This is a genomic window from Microbacterium sp. SORGH_AS_0969, from assembly GCF_030818255.1.
In the GTDB taxonomy this organism is placed as follows: Bacteria; Actinomycetota; Actinomycetes; order Actinomycetales; family Microbacteriaceae; genus Microbacterium.
On sequence record NZ_JAUTAG010000001.1, the window covers coordinates 3,563,527 to 3,580,484 of the forward strand.

Here is a 16,958-nt window from a genome sequence, read left to right on the forward strand (position 1 = left end):
CCCGTCGGCCCGATGACCGCTGTCTCCCCGACACTCGCCGCCCCCGGCGACGCCCGCGCGCGTCACTGGGGGCGGCGGCGTGCCGTCGGCGTCACGGCGCTCGTCGTCGTGCTCGTCATCGCCGCGGTCCTGTCGGTGACCTTCGGCGCGCGCGACGTCACAGCCGTTGACGTCTGGGCCGGGCTCACCGGTTCCACCGACACCGCTTCGGCGGCCGCGGTCGCCAAGCGCGTTCCGCGCACGCTGCTGGCGATCCTCGTCGGCGCGGCTCTCGCGGTCTCTGGCGCGGTCCTGCAGGGGGCCACGCGCAATCCCCTCGCCGACCCGCAGATCCTGGGCATCAACGGCGGAGCGGGACTCGCGATCGTCGTGGGGATCGCCTTCTTCGGCCTCGGATCTGCCACGTCATACATCTGGGTCGGCATGATCGGTGCCGCCGCGGCCGCGGTCCTCGTCTATGCGATCGGCTCGCTCGGCCGCGGTGGAGCCACGCCGCTGCGTCTTGCGCTCGCCGGCGCCGTGAGTGCCGTGGCCTTCAGCTCTCTCACCAGCGCCGTCCTCCTTCCGCGCATCAACGTCATGAACGATTTCCGTTTCTGGCAGATCGGCGGCGTCGGCGGCGCGACGTTCGAAACCATCCTTCAGGTGTTTCCTTTTCTCCTCGCCGGGCTGGTGATCTGCCTCGCCTGCGCATCGACGCTCAACACCCTGGCCCTCGGCGATGAGCTCGCCGCGGGGCTCGGTGCGCGCGTGCGCACGGCGCGGCTCGTCTCCACCGGTGGCGCCGTCATCCTGTGCGGAGCCGCGACCGCGGTCGCCGGGCCCATCGGCTTCGTCGGTCTCGTCATCCCCCACATGATCCGCCTCGTCGTCGGTGTCGACCATCGCTGGCTGCTCCCCGTGTCGGCTCTCGGCGGAGCCACCCTGCTCACTCTCGGCGACATCGTCGGCCGCGTCGTCGCACGACCCGAGGAGATCGAGGTCGGCATCGTCACCGCCCTGGTCGGTGCCCCGTTCTTCATCGCCCTCGTCCGGCGCCAGAGGATGAGAGCGCTGTGACCGTCACCCTCGTCTCCCCCTCATCCCCCGCGCTGACCTCCGTCATCGCCGGGCGTCAGCGCCGCCGCCGCAGGTGGGCACTGATCACCGGCATCCTCGTGCTCCTCGTGATCGCCGCCTTCTCACTCTCCCTCATGCTCGGGCAGACGGCCTACTCCCCCGTTCAGGTGTGGGGGGTCCTCACCGGGCAACGCGTGTCCGGAGCGTCGTTCACGGTGGGCGAGCTGCGCCTTCCCCGCGCGGTGACCGGGCTGTTCACGGGTCTGTGCTTCGGAATGGGCGGCGTCATCTTCCAGTCGATGCTGCGCAACGCCCTCGCGAGCCCCGATGTGATCGGCATCAACACCGGCGCGAGCGCGGCAGCCGTGATCGGCATCGTCGTGCTCGGGCTCGGAGAGACGGCCGTGTCGTTTCTGGCGATGGCTGCCGCCCTCGCAGCCGCCCTCGCGATCTATCTCCTCGCCTACCGAAACGGCGGATCGGGCGCGCGGCTGATCCTCGTGGGCATCGGCGTCGCCGCGATGTGCCAGGCCGTGGTGTCCTACGTCATCGCGCGCGCCGCGGAGTACGACCTGCCCGCCGCCATGCGCTGGATCACGGGCAACCTCAACGATGCGACGTGGGATCGGGCGCTGCCCGTGATGGTCGCTGTCCTCGTGCTCGGACCGGTGGTGCTCTCCCTCTCGGGCCGGCTCGAGATCCTGCGCATGGGCGACGAGACGGCCGCCGCGGTGGGGCTGCCCGTCGAACGTAGTCGCGTCCTGCTCATCGTCGCCGCCGTGGGGCTGCTCGCCTTCGGCACCGCCGCCGCCGGCCCCATCGCGTTCGTGTCTTTCCTCGCGGGCCCGATCGCGGTGCGACTCCTCGGGCCCGTCGGCTCCCCCATTCTCCCCGCGGGCCTCATCGGCGCGTTGCTGGTCCTCGTGGCCGACTTCTGCGGCCAGTACGCCTTCGGCACCCGCCTTCCCGTGGGCGTCATCACCGGCGTTCTCGGGGCGCCCTATCTCATCTACCTGCTCGTGCGCAGCAGCCGATCCGGAGGAACTTCGCTATGACCGTCGAGCGCTCCCTGGTGGCCGAGGGTGTCACCCTCGGCTACGGAGACAGGACCATCGTCGACACGCTCGACCTCCGGATCCCGCCTGGCCGGGTGACCACGATCGTCGGGGCGAACGCGTGCGGCAAGTCCACGCTACTGAAGGCCATGGCACGCCTGCTCACGCCCTCGGCGGGCCAGGTCCTTCTGGACGGCAAGGCGATCCACCGCCAACCCACCAAGCAGGTGGCGCGCGTGCTGGGACTGCTCCCGCAGTCCCCGATCGCCCCCGACGGCATCGCCGTTTCGGATCTCGTCAGCCGAGGCCGCCACCCTCATCAGGGTGCGCTGTCGCGGTGGACGAGCGCTGACGACGCCGCCGTGGCGCGCGCCCTCGCGGCGACCGACACTGCGCACCTCGCGGATCGTTCCGTGGACGAGCTCAGCGGCGGGCAGCGCCAGCGCGTCTGGATCGCCATGGCGCTCGCGCAGGAGACCGACGTCCTGCTGCTCGACGAGCCGACCACGTTCCTCGACATCAGCCACCAGATCGACGTGCTCGACCTCCTCACCGATCTCAACCACGAGCGCGGAACGACGGTGGCGATGGTGCTGCACGACCTGAACCTCGCCGCGCGCTACGCCGACCACCTCGTGGCGATGGCGCAGGGTCGCGTGGTCGCGGCGGGCGATCCGTCCGAGGTGCTCACCGAGACGATCGTGCGCGAGGTTTTCGGCCTCGACAGTCGCGTTGTTCCCGACCCCCTGACCGGTCGCCCGATGGTCATCCCGATCGGCCGGCACCACACGGTGACCGAGCCGGAGCAGGCGCTGAGCTGACCTGAGCTGAGGAGTGCGGATGCCGGCATCCCGGCATCCGCATTCTGGCGAACCCTCCTCGGGGGTGTAGCTGCATGGCCGTCAGGCATGGCTTCGTGCGCGGCTCGTCCGCTTGCGCGGGCGCAAGACCAGCGCTGCCCTTCGAGATGGACCTCGAGATCGCGAGGAGATCTGCGGGGGTTAGGAGAAGTCGACGATGGACTTCACTCTCATCGTCTGCTCGTGCAGCGACGGGTAGGAATGCATCTGTGACGGGTCGATCAAATATCCTGCCGCGTCCATCACGCCGAGCGATTCGAGCTCACTGTCGTTTCGCCATGCGGCGGCAAACTGCGCAGGTGTATCGATCGCGTATGCGACGGTGAAATCGCCGACGTGACCGATCGCTACTTGTGCCGATTCTCCGTCGATCGAGAGCGGAGCCGGTCGCCACGACACGTCGTTCGCGGCCGCATCGATGGCGATTCCTCGGAAGAGTCGAGACCGATCCAGAGAATTGGCAGCCAGGAGTGCGGCTATCCGAACACCCCACTCATCTGCCCACAGACCCGAAGTGACCAGGGCACGTCCCGCGGGAGCTGAAGCTGCCAGCGTGACATCCGTGGCAGCCTCAGTGACAAGACCGTTCCAGCCATACAGCCATCGCGTGGTGTTGTTCTCGGACCGATTGAATCGAGCCTCGAGGAGCGGAAATGCCGGCGGGCGATAGCCTTCCACCTTGGTCGTCATCCTCGCGAGGATACCGTGACCGCGGAATAGGCCGCCCCGGCGTCTTGCGCCCGTGCAAGATCTGACCTTCTGGGAGATCGTCGCAGCGATCCCACGTTCACGCAGCCGAGCCCGGTTCGCCTTCGAAGGACGGGAGGCCGTTCCGCAACAGGTCCTAGGCCGACCGCTCCGTCTGCCCCTCGCGCCAGTACCCCATGAAGGCGACGCGCTTGCGGTCGACGCCGCATCCCTGCACGAGCATCCGGCGCAGCGTCTTGACGGTCGACGACTCCCCCGCGATCCACGCGTAGAACTCGCCCTCTCCGTCCTCCGGGCTGTCCCAGAGCAGCTCCTTCTCGAGGTCGATATCCTCGAGCTCCTGCGGCCGCGGGGCCGCAGCCCGGGCGAGCACGTCGCCGGACGCTCGCGTCCACCCCTCGACGGCTTCGATCAGGGCCTCGCCGTGCGAGCGGTCGTCGCGGGCGAGCCAGGTCACCCGCGCATCGCCGACCGCCAGTGGAAGAGCGTCGTCGATGGTCGGCACCTCGATGAACGCGTCGACGTCCATGTCGGGCTCGAGTCCCTCGAGCACCGCGCACATCGCCGGAGCGGCGGTCTCGTCGCCGGCCAGCAGAAGGCGCCGAGCCGTGCCCGGGTGGAAGTCGATCCCCTGCGCCGACTCGGGGCTGCGCGCGTCGGGACCGACGACGAGGATCGAGTCCCCCGGCGCCGCGGCCTCGGCCCACGCCCCCGCGGGCCCGGCGTCGTGGTGCAGCACGAAGTCGACGTCGAGCTCGCGCGCCTCGGGATCGATCCGCCGCACGGTGTACGTGCGGAACGGCATCCGCTCCGCGTCGGGCAGATCCCTCCAGCGGACGTACCACTCGCCGTTGTCGATCGCCGACGGATCGTTCTGACCGATGTCGCACAACTGTCCGTCCGGCCCGGGCAGCACGATCTTGATCCGCTGGTCACGTCGGTCGGTGCCGAAAACGTCGAAATCCGCGGAGGTGAACGTGATTCGCGCGAAGTGCGGCGACAGCCTGCGTGCCTCCTTCACCACGGCGACGTAAGGACGGTAGGCGGGGCGCGTGGCGGTGGCGGTCACCGAATAAGGATACCCTTACCTATCTCCGGATGCCAGGACCCCGGCATCCATTACCCCACGGTCGAGACGACCGACCGTTCATGCTTCGCGCGCGAGCCGGCCGATCCGCTCGATCGCCTCGCGCAGAACCTCGGGCGCGCACCCGACGTTGATGCGGACGTGTCCCACGCCCTCCGTCCCGAAGAGCGGACCATGATGCAGGGCGACCTTGGCCTCCCGGCGGATGTGCGGCGCCGGGTTGTCGCCCCAGCCGTAGGCCGACACGTCCACCCAGGCGAGGAAGCCCGCCTCGGGCATGCGGTATCGCGCGAGCGGCAGATGCTCAGCGAGCAGCTCCGCCAGAAGGCGGCGGTTCTCATCGAGGGCGACCAGCAGTTGCTCGAGCCACGCGTCGCTCTCGGCCGCGAAGGCGGCACGGTTGGCGATCACACCGAAAAGCCCTGCCCGCCACTCCACCTCCCACGGCAGCCCCCGCACCACCGCCGCGGTCTCGTCCGAGCCGGTCACGATCACGGCGCACTTCAGCCCCGCCAGGTTGTACGTCTTGCTCGCGCTCGTGACCGCGTACCCGACAGCAGCCGCCTCGGGTGCGGCATCCAGGAACGGGGTGAAGACGGACGGGGCGTGCGTCAGGGGCGCATGGATCTCGTCGCTGACGACCGTGGCCCCGTGGCGGTGCGCCAGACGCGCGAGAGCGGCCAGGGATTCTCGCGTGTGGACGGTGCCGGTCGGATTGTGCGGATTGCACAGCAGCACCGAACGGGCACCGGCGGCCAGCGCGCGCTCGATCCCCTCGAGGTCGAGAGACCAGCGCTCGCCGTCGTCGAGGAGCGGGACGCGCTCGACCACAGCTCCGGCTTCCTCGACGGTGTCGTAGAACGGGGGGTACACCGGCGGGGTGACGATCACGCGGTCGCCCGGCGAGGTGACCGCGCGCAGCACCTCGACGACGCCCATCATCACGTCGCCCGTCCAGCGGATACGCGACGGGTCGGGACGCCATCCCCAACGACGGTCGGCGTACGCGGCGAAGTCCAGATCGATACCGGGTCGCGGGGGCGTGTAGCCGGTGTCACCGATCTCGACGGCCCGATACAGGGCGGCGGTGATCGCGGGTGCGAGGGCGAAATCGGTCTCGGCGACGAACATCGGAATGACGTCGTCGCCGTAGGAGCGCCACTTGGTGCTGCTGCGCTGGCGGAGGAGATCGAGCGGCAGGGCTTTCAAGGGGGGAACGCTCATCCCGAAAGCCTAATGAGAGCCTCGGATGCCACGGAATCCGGGTGTCAGAGGAGGAAACACGAATGCCCACCCCGCGAGGGGTGGGCATTCGTGGAAGGTGTTCAGATCGCGAAGCCGAGGGCACGCATCATGTCGCGGCCGTCGTCGGTGATCCGTTCAGGGCCCCACGGCGGCATCCACACCCAGTTGATGCGGAAGCGATCCACGACGTTGTCGAGGGCCTGGGCCGTCTGCTCTTCGAGCACGTCGGTCAGCGGGCAGCCGGCCGAGGTGAGGGTCATGTGGATGACGAGCGCGTCGTTCTCGTCGTCCCACGCGAGGTCGTAGATGAGGCCGAGGTCGACGACGTTGATCCCCAGTTCGGGGTCCATGACGTCTTTCAGGGCCTCGGTGACCTCGTCGTACTTCTCGGGAGCGAGGGTTGCGGTCATGTAACGATCTTACGCGTCGATCGGCGGTACCGGCCTCGAGGAAGCGGTCGTAGCCCTCTTCCTCGAGACGGTCGGCGAGCTCGGGGCCGCCCTCTTCGACGATCCGGCCCTTCACGACCACGTGCACGTAGTCGGGGCGGATGTAGCGCAGGATGCGGGTGTAGTGCGTGATGAGCAGCACACCGAGGTCGGTCCGCTCCTTCGCACGGTTCACGCCCTCGGACACGATCTTGAGCGCGTCGACGTCGAGGCCCGAGTCGGTCTCGTCGAGGACGGCGATCTTCGGCTTCAGCAGCTCGAGCTGGAGGATCTCGTGGCGCTTCTTCTCGCCGCCTGAGAAGCCCTCGTTGACGTTGCGCGAGGCGAACTTCGCGTCCATGCGCAGGTTCTCCATGGCGCCCTTGACGTCCTTGGTCCAGCTGCGGATCGCCGGCGCCTCGCCGTCGATGGCCGTCTTGGCCGTGCGCAGGAAGTTGGTGACCGTGACACCGGGGATCTCGACGGGGTACTGCATCGCGAGGAAAAGGCCGGCGCGAGCGCGCTCGTCGACGCTCATCTCGAGCACGTCCTCACCGTCGAGGGTGATCGAACCGCTCGTCACGGTGTACTTCGGGTGACCGGCGATCGTGTACGCCAGGGTCGACTTACCGGAGCCGTTCGGGCCCATGATGGCGTGGGTCTCGCCGGTGCGCATGGTCAGCGTCACACCGTTGAGGATCGGGGTCGTACCGTTCTCCGTCTCGACCGTCACGTGGAGGTCGCGGATCTCGAGGACAGACATGGTGTTCCTTACTCGTAAAGTCTTCAGGTCGTGGGCGTCGTCGTGGGCGTCGTCGTGAGCGGCGTCGTGGGCGGCGCTCAGGCCGTCGCCTTGGTGACGGACGGATCGATGAGCACGTCGTCTCCGTCGATCACGACCTCGTACACGGGGACCGGCTCGTAGGCCGGGAGGTTCAGCGGGCGGCCGGTCTTCAACGAGAAGGCGGAGCCGTGTGCCCAGCACTCCAGCGTCTCTCCCTCGACGAAGCCGTCGGACAGCGAGATGTCGCCGTGCGTGCAGACGTCGCCGATCGCGTGGACATCGCCGTTACCGTCGAGCACGACGGCGATCGCGACGCCGTCGATCTCGACACGCCGCGCCTCGTCCTGGACGAGGTCGCTCAGCGCGCAGGCACGCGTCGCGCTCACGCGGCAGCCCCCTCGGCCAGCTCGCGCTCGATCGCGGCGATGAGCTCGCTCTCGAGTTCCGGGATGCCGATGCGCTGGACGATCTCGCTGAGGAAGCCGAGCACGACGAGACGCCGCGCCTCTTCCTCTGCGATGCCGCGGGCCTGGAGGTAGAACAGCTGCTCGTCGTCGAAGCGACCCGTGGCGCTGGCGTGGCCGGCGCCCTGGATGTCGCCCGTCTCGATCTCGAGGTTGGGGATCGAGTCGGCGCGCGCACCATCGGTGAGCACGAGGTTGCGGTTGGCCTCGTACGAGTCGGTGCCCGTGGCATCCGATCCGATGAGGACGTCGCCGATCCACACGCTCCGGGCGCTCTCGCCCTGGAGCGCACCCTTGTAGAGCACGTCGCCGACGGTGTGCGGGCCCTTGTGGTGCAGGTAGACCTGCGACTCGAGGTGCTGGCCGGCGTCCGAGAACGACAGGCCGTACAGGCGTCCCTCGCTGCCAGCGCCGGCGAGCTCGACCGACGGGTTGACGCGGACGACGCCGCCACCGAAGCTCACCACGACGTGGGTGAGCTTCGCGTCGCGGTCGACGCGAGCCTGATGCGAGGCGGCGTGAATCGCGTCGTCGTTCCAGTTCTGCACCGACACGACCGTGAGCTCTGCGCCGTCGCGGACGAGGATCTCGACGTTCTGAGCGTGCTGCGCGCTGCCCTCGTGCCGCAGCACGACGGTGCCGCGCGAGTGCGGCTGGGCCTCGATCACGACGTGAGCGTGCGCGAGGCCGCCCGTGCCGTTGAGGTGGACGACGATCGGCTCGTCGAGCTCGACCTCGGCGGGGATGCGGAGAAGAGGAGCCTCGGCTTCGTGGGTCCAGGCGAGGGCGGCGAGCCGATCCTCGGGACGGAAGTGCTCGCCGCGCGGGGCATCGCCCGCCGCGAGACGCAGCTGCTCGACCGCCGCGGGCGCCTGGAGGTCGACCTCGATGACGCCGGTGGGGCCGGCCTCGTCGACGAAGAGCGGCGCGAGCCGATCGACCGGGCTCAGCTTCCAGTTGACCTCGCGGCCGGTGGGAACGCCGAAGTCGGCGGGGTCGAACGACGTGGGTCGCTCCGAGCGCGTCTGCACCGGGACGACGGATGCCACGAGGGCTGCCGGGTCGACATGACCGCTGGCGGCTGCGGGAGTTTCAGTCGCAGTCGTCACTTAACCAACACTGCCTTCCATGCCCATTTCGATGAGCTTGTTGAGTTCGAGCGCGTACTCCATGGGGAGCTCGCGGGCGATCGGCTCGATGAACCCGCGCACGATCATGGCCATGGCCTCGTCTTCGGGAAGGCCGCGGGACTGCAGGTAGAAGAGCTGCTCCTCGCTGACCTTCGAGACGGTCGCCTCGTGGCCGAGCTGCACGTCGTCGACGCGGATGTCGATCGCCGGGTACGTGTCGGAACGTGAGATCGTGTCGACCAGGAGCGCGTCGCAGCGCACGGTGTTCGCGGAGTGGTGCGCATTGGCATCCACCCGCACTTCACCGCGGTAACCGGCGCGACCGCCGCCGCGGGCGATCGACTTCGAGACGATCGACGACTGGGTGTACGGCGCCATGTGGATCATCTTGGCGCCGGCGTCCTGGTGCTGACCGGGACCGGCGAAGGCGACCGAGAGGGTCTCGCCCTTGGCGTGCTCGCCCATGAGGTAGATGGAGGGGTACTTCATCGTCACCTTGGAGCCGATGTTGCCGTCTACCCACTCCATGGTCGCGCCCTCGTGGGCGACGGCGCGCTTGGTGACGAGGTTGTAGACGTTGTTCGACCAGTTCTGGATCGTCGTGTAGCGCACGCGGGCGTTCTTCTTCACGATGATCTCGACCACGGCCGAGTGGAGGGAGTCCGACTTGTAGATCGGAGCGGTGCAGCCCTCGATGTAGTGGACGTAGCTGTCTTCGTCGGCGATGATCAGCGTCCGCTCGAACTGGCCCATGTTCTCGGTGTTGATGCGGAAGTACGCCTGCAGCGGGATCTCGACGTGCACGCCCTTCGGGACGTAGACGAACGATCCGCCCGACCACACCGCCGTGTTCAGCGCCGCGAACTTGTTGTCGCCCGCGGGGATGACGGTGCCGAAGTACTCCTCGAAGAACTCGGGGTGCTCGCGCAGGGCCGTGTCGGTGTCCATGAAGATGACGCCCTGCTGCTCCAGGTCCTCGCGGATCTGGTGGTAGACGACCTCGGACTCGTACTGGGCGGCGACACCGGCGACGAGACGCTGGCGCTCGGCCTCGGGGATACCGAGCTTCTCGTACGTGTTGCGGATCTCCTCGGGGAGGTCCTCCCACGACTGCGCCTGCTTCTCGGTCGAGCGCACGAAGTACTTGATGTTGTCGAAGTCGATGTCGGAGAGGTCGGCGCCCCACGTCGGCATCGGCTTGCGACCGAAGAGCTGGTACCCCTTCAGACGGGTCTTCAGCATCCACTCGGGCTCGGACTTGAGTGCGGAGATGCCGCGCACCACGTCCTCGTTGATCCCGCGCTGGGCCACCGCGCCGGCGGCGTCGGTGTCGTGCCAGCCGAACTCGTATTGCCCCAGGCTCTCGAGCTCTGGTCGGTCGATGAGGACATCGGACATGGTGATCACTCTCCTTCTCGGGCTGCAACGGTGTCATCCGCCCCGACATTCCGGACTCCGGTCGAAGTCTCAGGAAGGTCGCTGGTGAGCCCGCTCGAAGGCGCTGGCTGCGCGCCTAGACTGTCTCTGGTGCCGAACGCGTGAGCGCTGCACCCGGACCCTTTGATTCTACAGGCAAGACCCGCTCCTGGCACGGCAGCACCGCTGCCCCGACGGCCCCGAGCGGCCCGCTGCCAGGAAGCCCGACGCATGTCCTCCGCCTCGACCTCCCCCGCCCGCTCTCGCCTCGCCGGAGGGCTCCGCCGCTTCGTCGAATGGCTACCGGCCGACGTCGACCGCCGCGTGCGGGTCTTCGCGTGGCTCTCGTTCGTCGCGGAGGTCCTGATCATCGGCACCGGCGGCGCCGTCCGTCTGACCGGTTCGGGGCTCGGCTGCCCCACCTGGCCGCGTTGCACCGCCGACTCGATCGTCAACACCCCCGAAATGGGAATCCACGGGGTCATCGAATTCGGAAACCGGACGCTGACGGGGCTCGTCGGCATCCTGGCCCTCGTCGTGGTCGTCCTCGTCTGGCGAATGCGACGCGAGCGCCGCGCGCTGTTCGTGCTCGCGCTGATCGTGCTCGGCGGCGTCGTCGCGCAGGCGCTCGTGGGCGGGGTCACCGTCCTCACGGGCCTCAATCCCTTCATCGTCGGCTTCCACTACATCGCCTCGGTGTCGCTGGTCGCCGTGTGCGCCGCCTTCCTGGTGCTGATGTCGGGTCCGGCCGGGAGCCGCGTCCTCGCCGTGCCGCGCTGGTTCGCCGGCCTCGTCCACGCGACCACGGGCGTCCTCGCCCTCACCATCGTGTTCGGTGTCCTCACCACCGGGGCCGGCCCCCACTCGGGCGACGCCGCGGCCGGTCGCAACGGGTTCGACGCCGAGATCCTCGAGCACGTGCACTCCTGGCCGGGGTACGCCCTCTTCATCCTGACGCTGGTCGTCGTCGTCGCGGCGTGGCGTCTGCGACTGCCCGTGCGCCGGTGGGCGACCGCCCTCCTTGCGGTCGAGGTCGTGCAGATCGCCGTCGGCCTGTACCAGGCGCGCAACGGCCTGCCCGAGATCGCCGTCGGCACCCACATGGTGCTCGCGGCCCTCGCCGCTTCCGCGATGACCGTGGTCGTGCTGCGCCTCAAGGAGCCCGCGGCCGCGGTCGCCGCCGCCGACCGACGCGAGACGGCGTCCGCTCGCGGCTGACGAACGTCGAGATCGCGAAGGTCGCCCCGGATGCCGTGCGCAGGGGCGGCCTTCGCGTTTGGCGAGGAGTGCCCCTTATACGCTCATAGGGGATTCATCGGCGACCCCTAGCCACCGCCATGACGCGTGCGACACCGTGGACTGTCCGGTGCACCCCTGCGCCCGGATCCCCGGTGCCTTGCCACCGGAAACCGCATCCGCGCCTCCCCCGGGCGCGGAACGACAAGGAGTACATCTCATGCAGACCCGTCCCCGTCTGGTCACCAACGTCCCGTTCTGGGTTCTCGTGATCGCGTCGCTCGCCGCAGTGATCGGCGGACTCGTCCTCGTCCTGGCTCAGGTCAACGCGATCCAGGCCCTGGTCAACGACCCGAACGCCACGGTCGTCACCGTCTACGTCGCCCAGTCCTGGGTGTCGGTGGGTGCCGCCGTGCTCGCCGCTGGCGCGATCGGCCTCGCCTCGGCCCTCGCCGTCGCCACCGTCGTCTCGACGCGCACGAACCCCGAGGTCGCCATCGAGACCATCGACTGGACCAGCGACGAAGAAACGGCGCCCGAGCAGGCCCCGGACTTCGCGACCCCTCCCTCCGCGGCCCCGACCACCGCGGCCCCGATCGCCGTCGAGGACGCCGACATCGAGACGCCCTCGACCGCTCCCGCCCCGCCGCAGGCGGCAGCTCAGAAGGACGACACCGACTCCGCCGCGCGCTGAGTCACAACGAGAAAGCGCCCGCCCCGATGGCGGTTTCTAGGGGTCGTCGCAACACCAACTGAACTAAACGAGTTCTAGCAGACGCTGGGCTGGGGTGTCCCAGCCCAGCGTTTTGCGTGGGCGGCCGTTGAGCTTCTGGGCGACGTGCTCGAGGTCTTCCGGACCGTAGACGGACAGGTCGGTGCCTTTCGGGAAGTACTGCCGGAGCAGGCCGTTGGTGTTCTCGTTCGATCCGCGCTGCCAGGGGCTGGCGGGGTCGCAGAAGTAGACGGGGACGTCGGTGGCGACCGTGAACGCCTTGTGCGCGGCCATCTCCGTCCCTTGGTCCCAGGTGAGCGACCCCCGCAGGTGCGCCGGGAGGCTGCCGATCAGGCCCACCAGGACGTCGCGGACGGTTTCGGCGGTGTGATCACGGGCGGGCAGATGCCCGAGCATGACGTAGCGGGTGGCGCGTTCGACGAGGGTGACGATCGCGGACTGATTACCAGCTCCCATGATCAGATCCCCCTCCCAATGCCCGGGGACGGCGCGATCTGCGACCTCCGGCGGTCGCTCACTGATCATCACCATCGGATCAACGAAACGGCTCGTGCGGTGCTCGGGCGTGCGGTGCGGTTTGCGGCGGGCGCGCCCGGTGCGCAGCGCATCGGCGACCTCGCGTTTCAAACCGCCGCGAGCCTGGACGTAAATCGCCTGGTAAATCGTCTCCGCGCTCACCTGCATACTCTCGTCGCCCGCGTGATCTCGCGACAGGACGCCGCTGATCTGTCCCGGAGACCATTGTTCCTTCAGCCGGTCCGAGACGTACTCCCGCAACCGTCCGGGCTGGGCCAGCTTCGCGGGCTTCGGCCGGACCCTCTTCGCCGCGGCATCGCGGTGAGCGGCGTGCGGCAGGTAACGCCCGTTCGCATCCCTGCGCGCGTCGAGTTCGCGCTTGATCGTCGACGCTGCCCGGTCCAACTCCCGGCCAATCGACCGCAACGTCCACCCGAGCCGCCGTAAATCGGCGATCTTCTCCCGCTCCTGCAGAGACAGCAGCCGAGAACCGATCTGCGCCGGAACCCGGGGCGGTGGGGTCGTCATGGACTCCATCGTGGTGCGCCCAGTCGAGTAGTCAACGCGTCGCCCGTCCGGGTAGAACCGCGAGTTCCGCGAATGCCGGACCCCGTGATCCCAATCCCGTGCGGTGCGCTCGTGGATGCCGACCTGCGCTGCGGCGTCCCGCCGCGACACACCTTCCCCGCGCAGCCGGGCATACTCGCCCCGACGCGGATGCGGCCGCGCCGGGAACTTCCCCTCGGAACGGAACCCCGCCTTCCTGGCCCAGGTGAAACCCGTATTCCGATTTATCCCGAGCTCTCGCGCAGCCAACGTCACACTGCCGAGTTCCTTCAACAGCGTCAGGAACTCATCCCGACGACGATCCTTCTCCTCCGAAAACGACACGGTGGTCGCAACCTCCCAAAATCTGGGGTGTTGCGACCACCGTTAGAACCCGCGGATATCGGGGCGGGCGCTTTCTCGTGGACGCAGACCGTCAGAACGGCAGCAGCGGATCCACGGCGATCGCGACGAACAGGAGCGTGAGATACGTGATCGAAGCGTGGAACACGCGCATCGGCCGCGGCTCTCCACCGCGCACGGCGCGCGAGTACAGGCGGTGCGACTCGTAGATGAACCACCCGCCGAAGACGACCGCCGAGACCGTGTAGACGAGACCCATGGATGCCACGGGGATGAGCAGCAGCGAGCACGCCACGGTGGCCCACGCGTACAGGATGACCTGGAGGCCCACCTGCGATCCACTACGGGTCGCGCCGAGCATCGGCACATCGACCTCGTCGTACTGGTCGGCGTACTTCATCGACAGCGGCCAGTAGTGCGGAGGCGTCCACAGGAACACGAGCGCGAAGAGGATGAACGGCGCCCAGGAAAGGGATCCGGTCACGGCCGACCAGCCGATGAGCACGGGGAAGCATCCGGCGATGCCGCCCCACACGATGTTCTGCTCGGTGCGGCGCTTGAGGATCATCGTGTAGATCACGACGTAGAAGAAGATGGCCGCGGCTGACAGACCAGCGGCGAGGGTGTTCGTGAACGCCCACAGCCACACGGTCGAGAAGACCGCGAGAGTCCACGCGAAGGCGAGCGCTCCCCGCGGCGACACCTCGCCGGTGACCAGCGGCCGGTTCTCGGTGCGCTGCATGTGCGCGTCGATGTCGCGGTCGAGGTACATGTTGAACGCCGCGGCGGATCCGGCGCTCAGCGAACCGCCGATCACCGTGGCGAAGATCAGCCACAGGTTCGGCAGGCCGCCCTGCGCGAGGATCATGACCGGCACCGTCGTGACGAGCAGGAGCTCGAGCACACGCGGCTTCGTCAGAGCGACGTAAGCGCGAATGGTTCGTCCGACGGAGCGGCGATCGGTCGTCGCAATGACGTGCGACGTCGTCGAGATGTCCATCGTCCCCCGGGGTAGCGCGTATGAAACCTCCACGATTCTACGCCATGCCCACCACACGACCGGCCGCCTGTCGACCCCCGTCACGGACCGCAACGGTCGCGGTCGATCTCGCTATGCTGGCCGTGAACGCGCGCCCCGCGCCGACACCCCACCCCTCTCCCACTCCTACGGTGGTGAGTGCGGCGTCGGAAGTGATCCGGGCGCAAAGTATCGAGAAAGGCGACCCTGTTGTCGGACTTCGAATGGGACGAGATCGATCGGCGCGCGGTGGACACCGCTCGCATCCTCGCGGCGGATGCCGTTGAGAAGGTGGGCAACGGCCACCCGGGAACGGCGATGTCGCTCGCTCCCGCCGCGTACCTGCTGTACCAGCGCGTGATGCGGCATGACCCGGCCGACACGCACTGGCCGGGCCGCGACCGTTTCATCCTCTCGGCCGGTCACTCCTCGCTCACGCAGTACGTGCAGCTCTACCTCGGCGGTTTCGGCCTCGAGCTGAAGGACCTCGAGGCGCTGCGCACCTGGGGTTCGCTCACCCCCGGTCACCCCGAGTACGGCCACACCGACGGCGTCGAGATCACCACCGGCCCGCTCGGCCAGGGCCTCGCCTCCTCGGTCGGCTTCGCCTATGCGGCGCGCTACGAGCGCGGCCTCTTCGACCCCGAGAGCCCCGCCGGCGAGAGCCCCTTCGACCACTACGTCTACGTCATCGCCGGTGACGGCGACCTCCAGGAGGGCGTGACCAGCGAGGCGTCCTCGCTGGCCGGCCACCAGGAACTCGGCAACCTCATCGCGATCTACGACTCCAACCAGATCTCGATCGAAGACGACACGAACGTCGCCTTCACCGAGGACGTGCAGAAGCGCTACGAGGCCTACGGCTGGCACGTCCAGACCGTCGACTGGAAGAAGACGGGTCAGTACGTCGAGGACGTCGCCGAGCTCTACTCCGCGATCGAAGCGGCCAAGGGCGAGACGAGCAAGCCGTCGCTCATCATCCTCAAGACGATCATCGGCTGGCCCTCCCCCGGCAAGCAGAACTCCGGCAAGATCCACGGCTCCGCCCTGGGTGCCGACGAGCTCCGCGCGACCAAGGAGGTGCTCGGCTTCGACCCCGAGCAGAACTTCGCCGTCGCCGACGACGTCATCGCCCACACCCGCGAGCTCGTCGAGCGTGGCGAGGCCGAGAAGGCCGCCTGGCAGCAGAAGTTCGACGCGTGGGCCGCCGCCCACCCCGAGCGCAAGCAGCTCTGGGACCGCCTTCAGGCCCGCGAACTGCCCGCCGATATCGCCGACGCGCTTCCCGCCTTCGAGGCCGGCAAGGACGTGTCGACCCGCGCCGCCTCCGGCACCGTCATCAACGCGCTGGCCGCCGAGCTCCCCGAGCTCTGGGGCGGCTCGGCCGACCTCGCCGAGTCGAACCTGACGACGATCAAGGATGCCAAGTCCTTCATCCCGTCCGAGTGGTCGACGCACGAGTGGTCGGGCGACCCCTACGGTCGCGTGCTGCACTTCGGTATCCGCGAGCACGCGATGGGCGCCATCCTGAACGGCATCGTCCTGCACGGGCCCACCCGCCCCTTCGGCGGCACGTTCCTGATCTTCAGCGACTACATGCGCCCGCCGGTGCGTCTGGCCGCGCTGATGAACATCCCGACGATCTTCGTCTGGACGCACGACTCGGTCGCCCTCGGCGAGGACGGACCGACGCACCAGCCGATCGAGCAGCTCGCGACGCTCCGCGCGATCCCCAACTTCGCTCTCGTGCGTCCCGCGGACGCCAACGAGACGAGCGTCGTGTGGCTCGAGATGCTCCGCCGCACCGCCGGCCCCGCCGGTATCGCCCTGACCCGCCAGAACATCCCGGTGTTCGCGCGCGGCGAGGGCGAGGCATCCGGTGACGAGTTCGCTTCGGCCGCGGGTGCGGTGAAGGGCGCGTACGTCCTGGCCGAAGCCGCGAACGGCGAGCCCGACGTCATCCTCATCGCCACCGGCTCCGAGGTGCAGCTGGCGGTCCAGGCGCGCGAGACCCTCGCCGCCGAGGGTGTCCACGCCCGCGTGGTGTCGGCTCCGTCGCTCGAGTGGTTCGCCGAGCAGGACGAGGCGTACCGCGAGTCGGTGCTCCCCTCCTCGGTCAAGGCGCGCGTGTCGGTCGAGGCCGGCTCCGCGCTCAGCTGGCACGGCATCGTCGGCGACGCCGGACGCTCGGTCGCGATCGAGCACTTCGGTGCGTCGGCCGACTACAAGACCCTTTTCCAGAAGTTCGGCATCACGGCTGAGGCCGTCGTCGAGGCCGCGCGCGAGTCGCTGGCTGCCGCGAAGAAGTAA

General features: G+C 68.7%; 15 protein-coding genes and 1 pseudogene. 6 read left to right on the forward strand and 10 right to left on the reverse strand.

All coding sequences use genetic code 11. The annotated features are described in order from the left end of the window. The first annotated feature begins 12 nt into the window (after positions 1 to 12). The 3 genes from QE388_RS16700 to QE388_RS16710 are packed head-to-tail and all read left to right on the forward strand — an operon-like array spanning position 13 to position 2,935. Positions 13 to 1,059, forward strand: coding sequence for an iron ABC transporter permease (locus QE388_RS16700; protein ID WP_307386580.1), 1,047 nt, complete (start codon positions 13 to 15; stop codon positions 1,057 to 1,059). After that, entirely contained in the window at positions 1,056 to 2,114 is a 1,059-nt protein-coding gene (locus QE388_RS16705; RefSeq protein WP_307386582.1) for an iron chelate uptake ABC transporter family permease subunit, read from the forward strand. Before QE388_RS16700 ends, QE388_RS16705 begins: the two co-directional genes overlap by 4 nt. Then, a complete protein-coding gene (locus tag QE388_RS16710; RefSeq protein ID WP_307386584.1) occupies positions 2,111 to 2,935 on the forward strand; it encodes an ABC transporter ATP-binding protein in 825 nt (274 codons plus the stop codon). The genes QE388_RS16705 and QE388_RS16710 overlap by 4 nt, the downstream gene beginning before the upstream one ends. A gap of 180 nt (positions 2,936 to 3,115) precedes the next feature. Here the strand turns inward: QE388_RS16710 and QE388_RS16715 are convergent, their stop codons facing one another. The 8 genes and pseudogenes from QE388_RS16715 to sufB all read right to left on the reverse strand — a co-directional run bounded on the left by QE388_RS16715 (position 3,116) and on the right by sufB (position 10,218). Continuing rightward, positions 3,116 to 3,664, reverse strand: a complete 549-nt coding sequence (locus tag QE388_RS16715; RefSeq protein ID WP_307386585.1) for a hypothetical protein — start codon at positions 3,662 to 3,664, stop codon at positions 3,116 to 3,118. A gap of 154 nt (positions 3,665 to 3,818) precedes the next feature. Beyond that, positions 3,819 to 4,751: a siderophore-interacting protein gene (locus QE388_RS16720; RefSeq protein WP_307386587.1), complete on the reverse strand. Its 933-nt coding sequence runs from the start codon at positions 4,749 to 4,751 to the stop codon at positions 3,819 to 3,821. Positions 4,752 to 4,829: 78 nt separating this feature from the next. Further along, positions 4,830 to 5,993, reverse strand: coding sequence for a MalY/PatB family protein (locus tag QE388_RS16725; protein ID WP_307386590.1), 1,164 nt, complete (start codon positions 5,991 to 5,993; stop codon positions 4,830 to 4,832). Between the two features lie 101 nt (positions 5,994 to 6,094). After that, positions 6,095 to 6,424: a metal-sulfur cluster assembly factor gene (locus tag QE388_RS16730; protein WP_013586729.1), complete on the reverse strand. Its 330-nt coding sequence runs from the start codon at positions 6,422 to 6,424 to the stop codon at positions 6,095 to 6,097. A 9-nt stretch (positions 6,425 to 6,433) separates the two neighbouring features. Beyond that, positions 6,434 to 7,205 (reverse strand): annotated as a pseudogene (gene sufC, locus QE388_RS16735) (Fe-S cluster assembly ATPase SufC). Positions 7,206 to 7,282: 77 nt separating this feature from the next. Next, complete coding sequence (locus QE388_RS16740) at positions 7,283 to 7,612, reverse strand: non-heme iron oxygenase ferredoxin subunit (RefSeq protein ID WP_275799373.1); 330 nt, start codon at positions 7,610 to 7,612, stop codon at positions 7,283 to 7,285. After that, positions 7,609 to 8,799, reverse strand: coding sequence for a Fe-S cluster assembly protein SufD (gene sufD / locus QE388_RS16745; protein ID WP_307386592.1), 1,191 nt, complete (start codon positions 8,797 to 8,799; stop codon positions 7,609 to 7,611). Before sufD ends, QE388_RS16740 begins: the two co-directional genes overlap by 4 nt. Beyond that, on the reverse strand, positions 8,800 to 10,218 hold the full coding sequence (gene sufB, locus QE388_RS16750) for a Fe-S cluster assembly protein SufB (RefSeq protein WP_058597729.1): 1,419 nt from the start codon (positions 10,216 to 10,218) through the stop codon (positions 8,800 to 8,802). Between the two features lie 249 nt (positions 10,219 to 10,467). Between sufB and QE388_RS16755 the strand changes: the two genes are divergently transcribed. Together QE388_RS16755 and QE388_RS16760 are read left to right on the forward strand one after the other, a co-directional pair. Next, positions 10,468 to 11,454 (forward strand): heme A synthase, encoded by a 987-nt coding sequence (locus tag QE388_RS16755; protein WP_307386595.1) that lies wholly within the window; start codon positions 10,468 to 10,470, stop codon positions 11,452 to 11,454. Between the two features lie 238 nt (positions 11,455 to 11,692). Further along, the gene (locus QE388_RS16760) at positions 11,693 to 12,166 is read left to right on the forward strand and encodes a hypothetical protein (protein WP_275799376.1); all 474 of its coding nucleotides are present in this window, start codon (positions 11,693 to 11,695) and stop codon (positions 12,164 to 12,166) included. Between the two features lie 63 nt (positions 12,167 to 12,229). On the opposite strand, the gene QE388_RS16765 is transcribed toward QE388_RS16760, so the two are convergent. Together QE388_RS16765 and QE388_RS16770 are read right to left on the reverse strand one after the other, a co-directional pair. Beyond that, positions 12,230 to 13,399 (reverse strand): IS30 family transposase, encoded by a 1,170-nt coding sequence (locus QE388_RS16765; protein ID WP_307382296.1) that lies wholly within the window; start codon positions 13,397 to 13,399, stop codon positions 12,230 to 12,232. 304 nt (positions 13,400 to 13,703) lie between these two features. After that, a complete protein-coding gene (locus QE388_RS16770) occupies positions 13,704 to 14,630 on the reverse strand; it encodes a heme o synthase (protein WP_307386598.1) in 927 nt (308 codons plus the stop codon). A gap of 228 nt (positions 14,631 to 14,858) precedes the next feature. Here QE388_RS16770 and tkt point away from each other — a divergent pair, with 228 nt between their 5' ends. Further along, positions 14,859 to 16,958, forward strand: coding sequence for a transketolase (gene tkt / locus QE388_RS16775; RefSeq protein ID WP_307386600.1), 2,100 nt, complete (start codon positions 14,859 to 14,861; stop codon positions 16,956 to 16,958).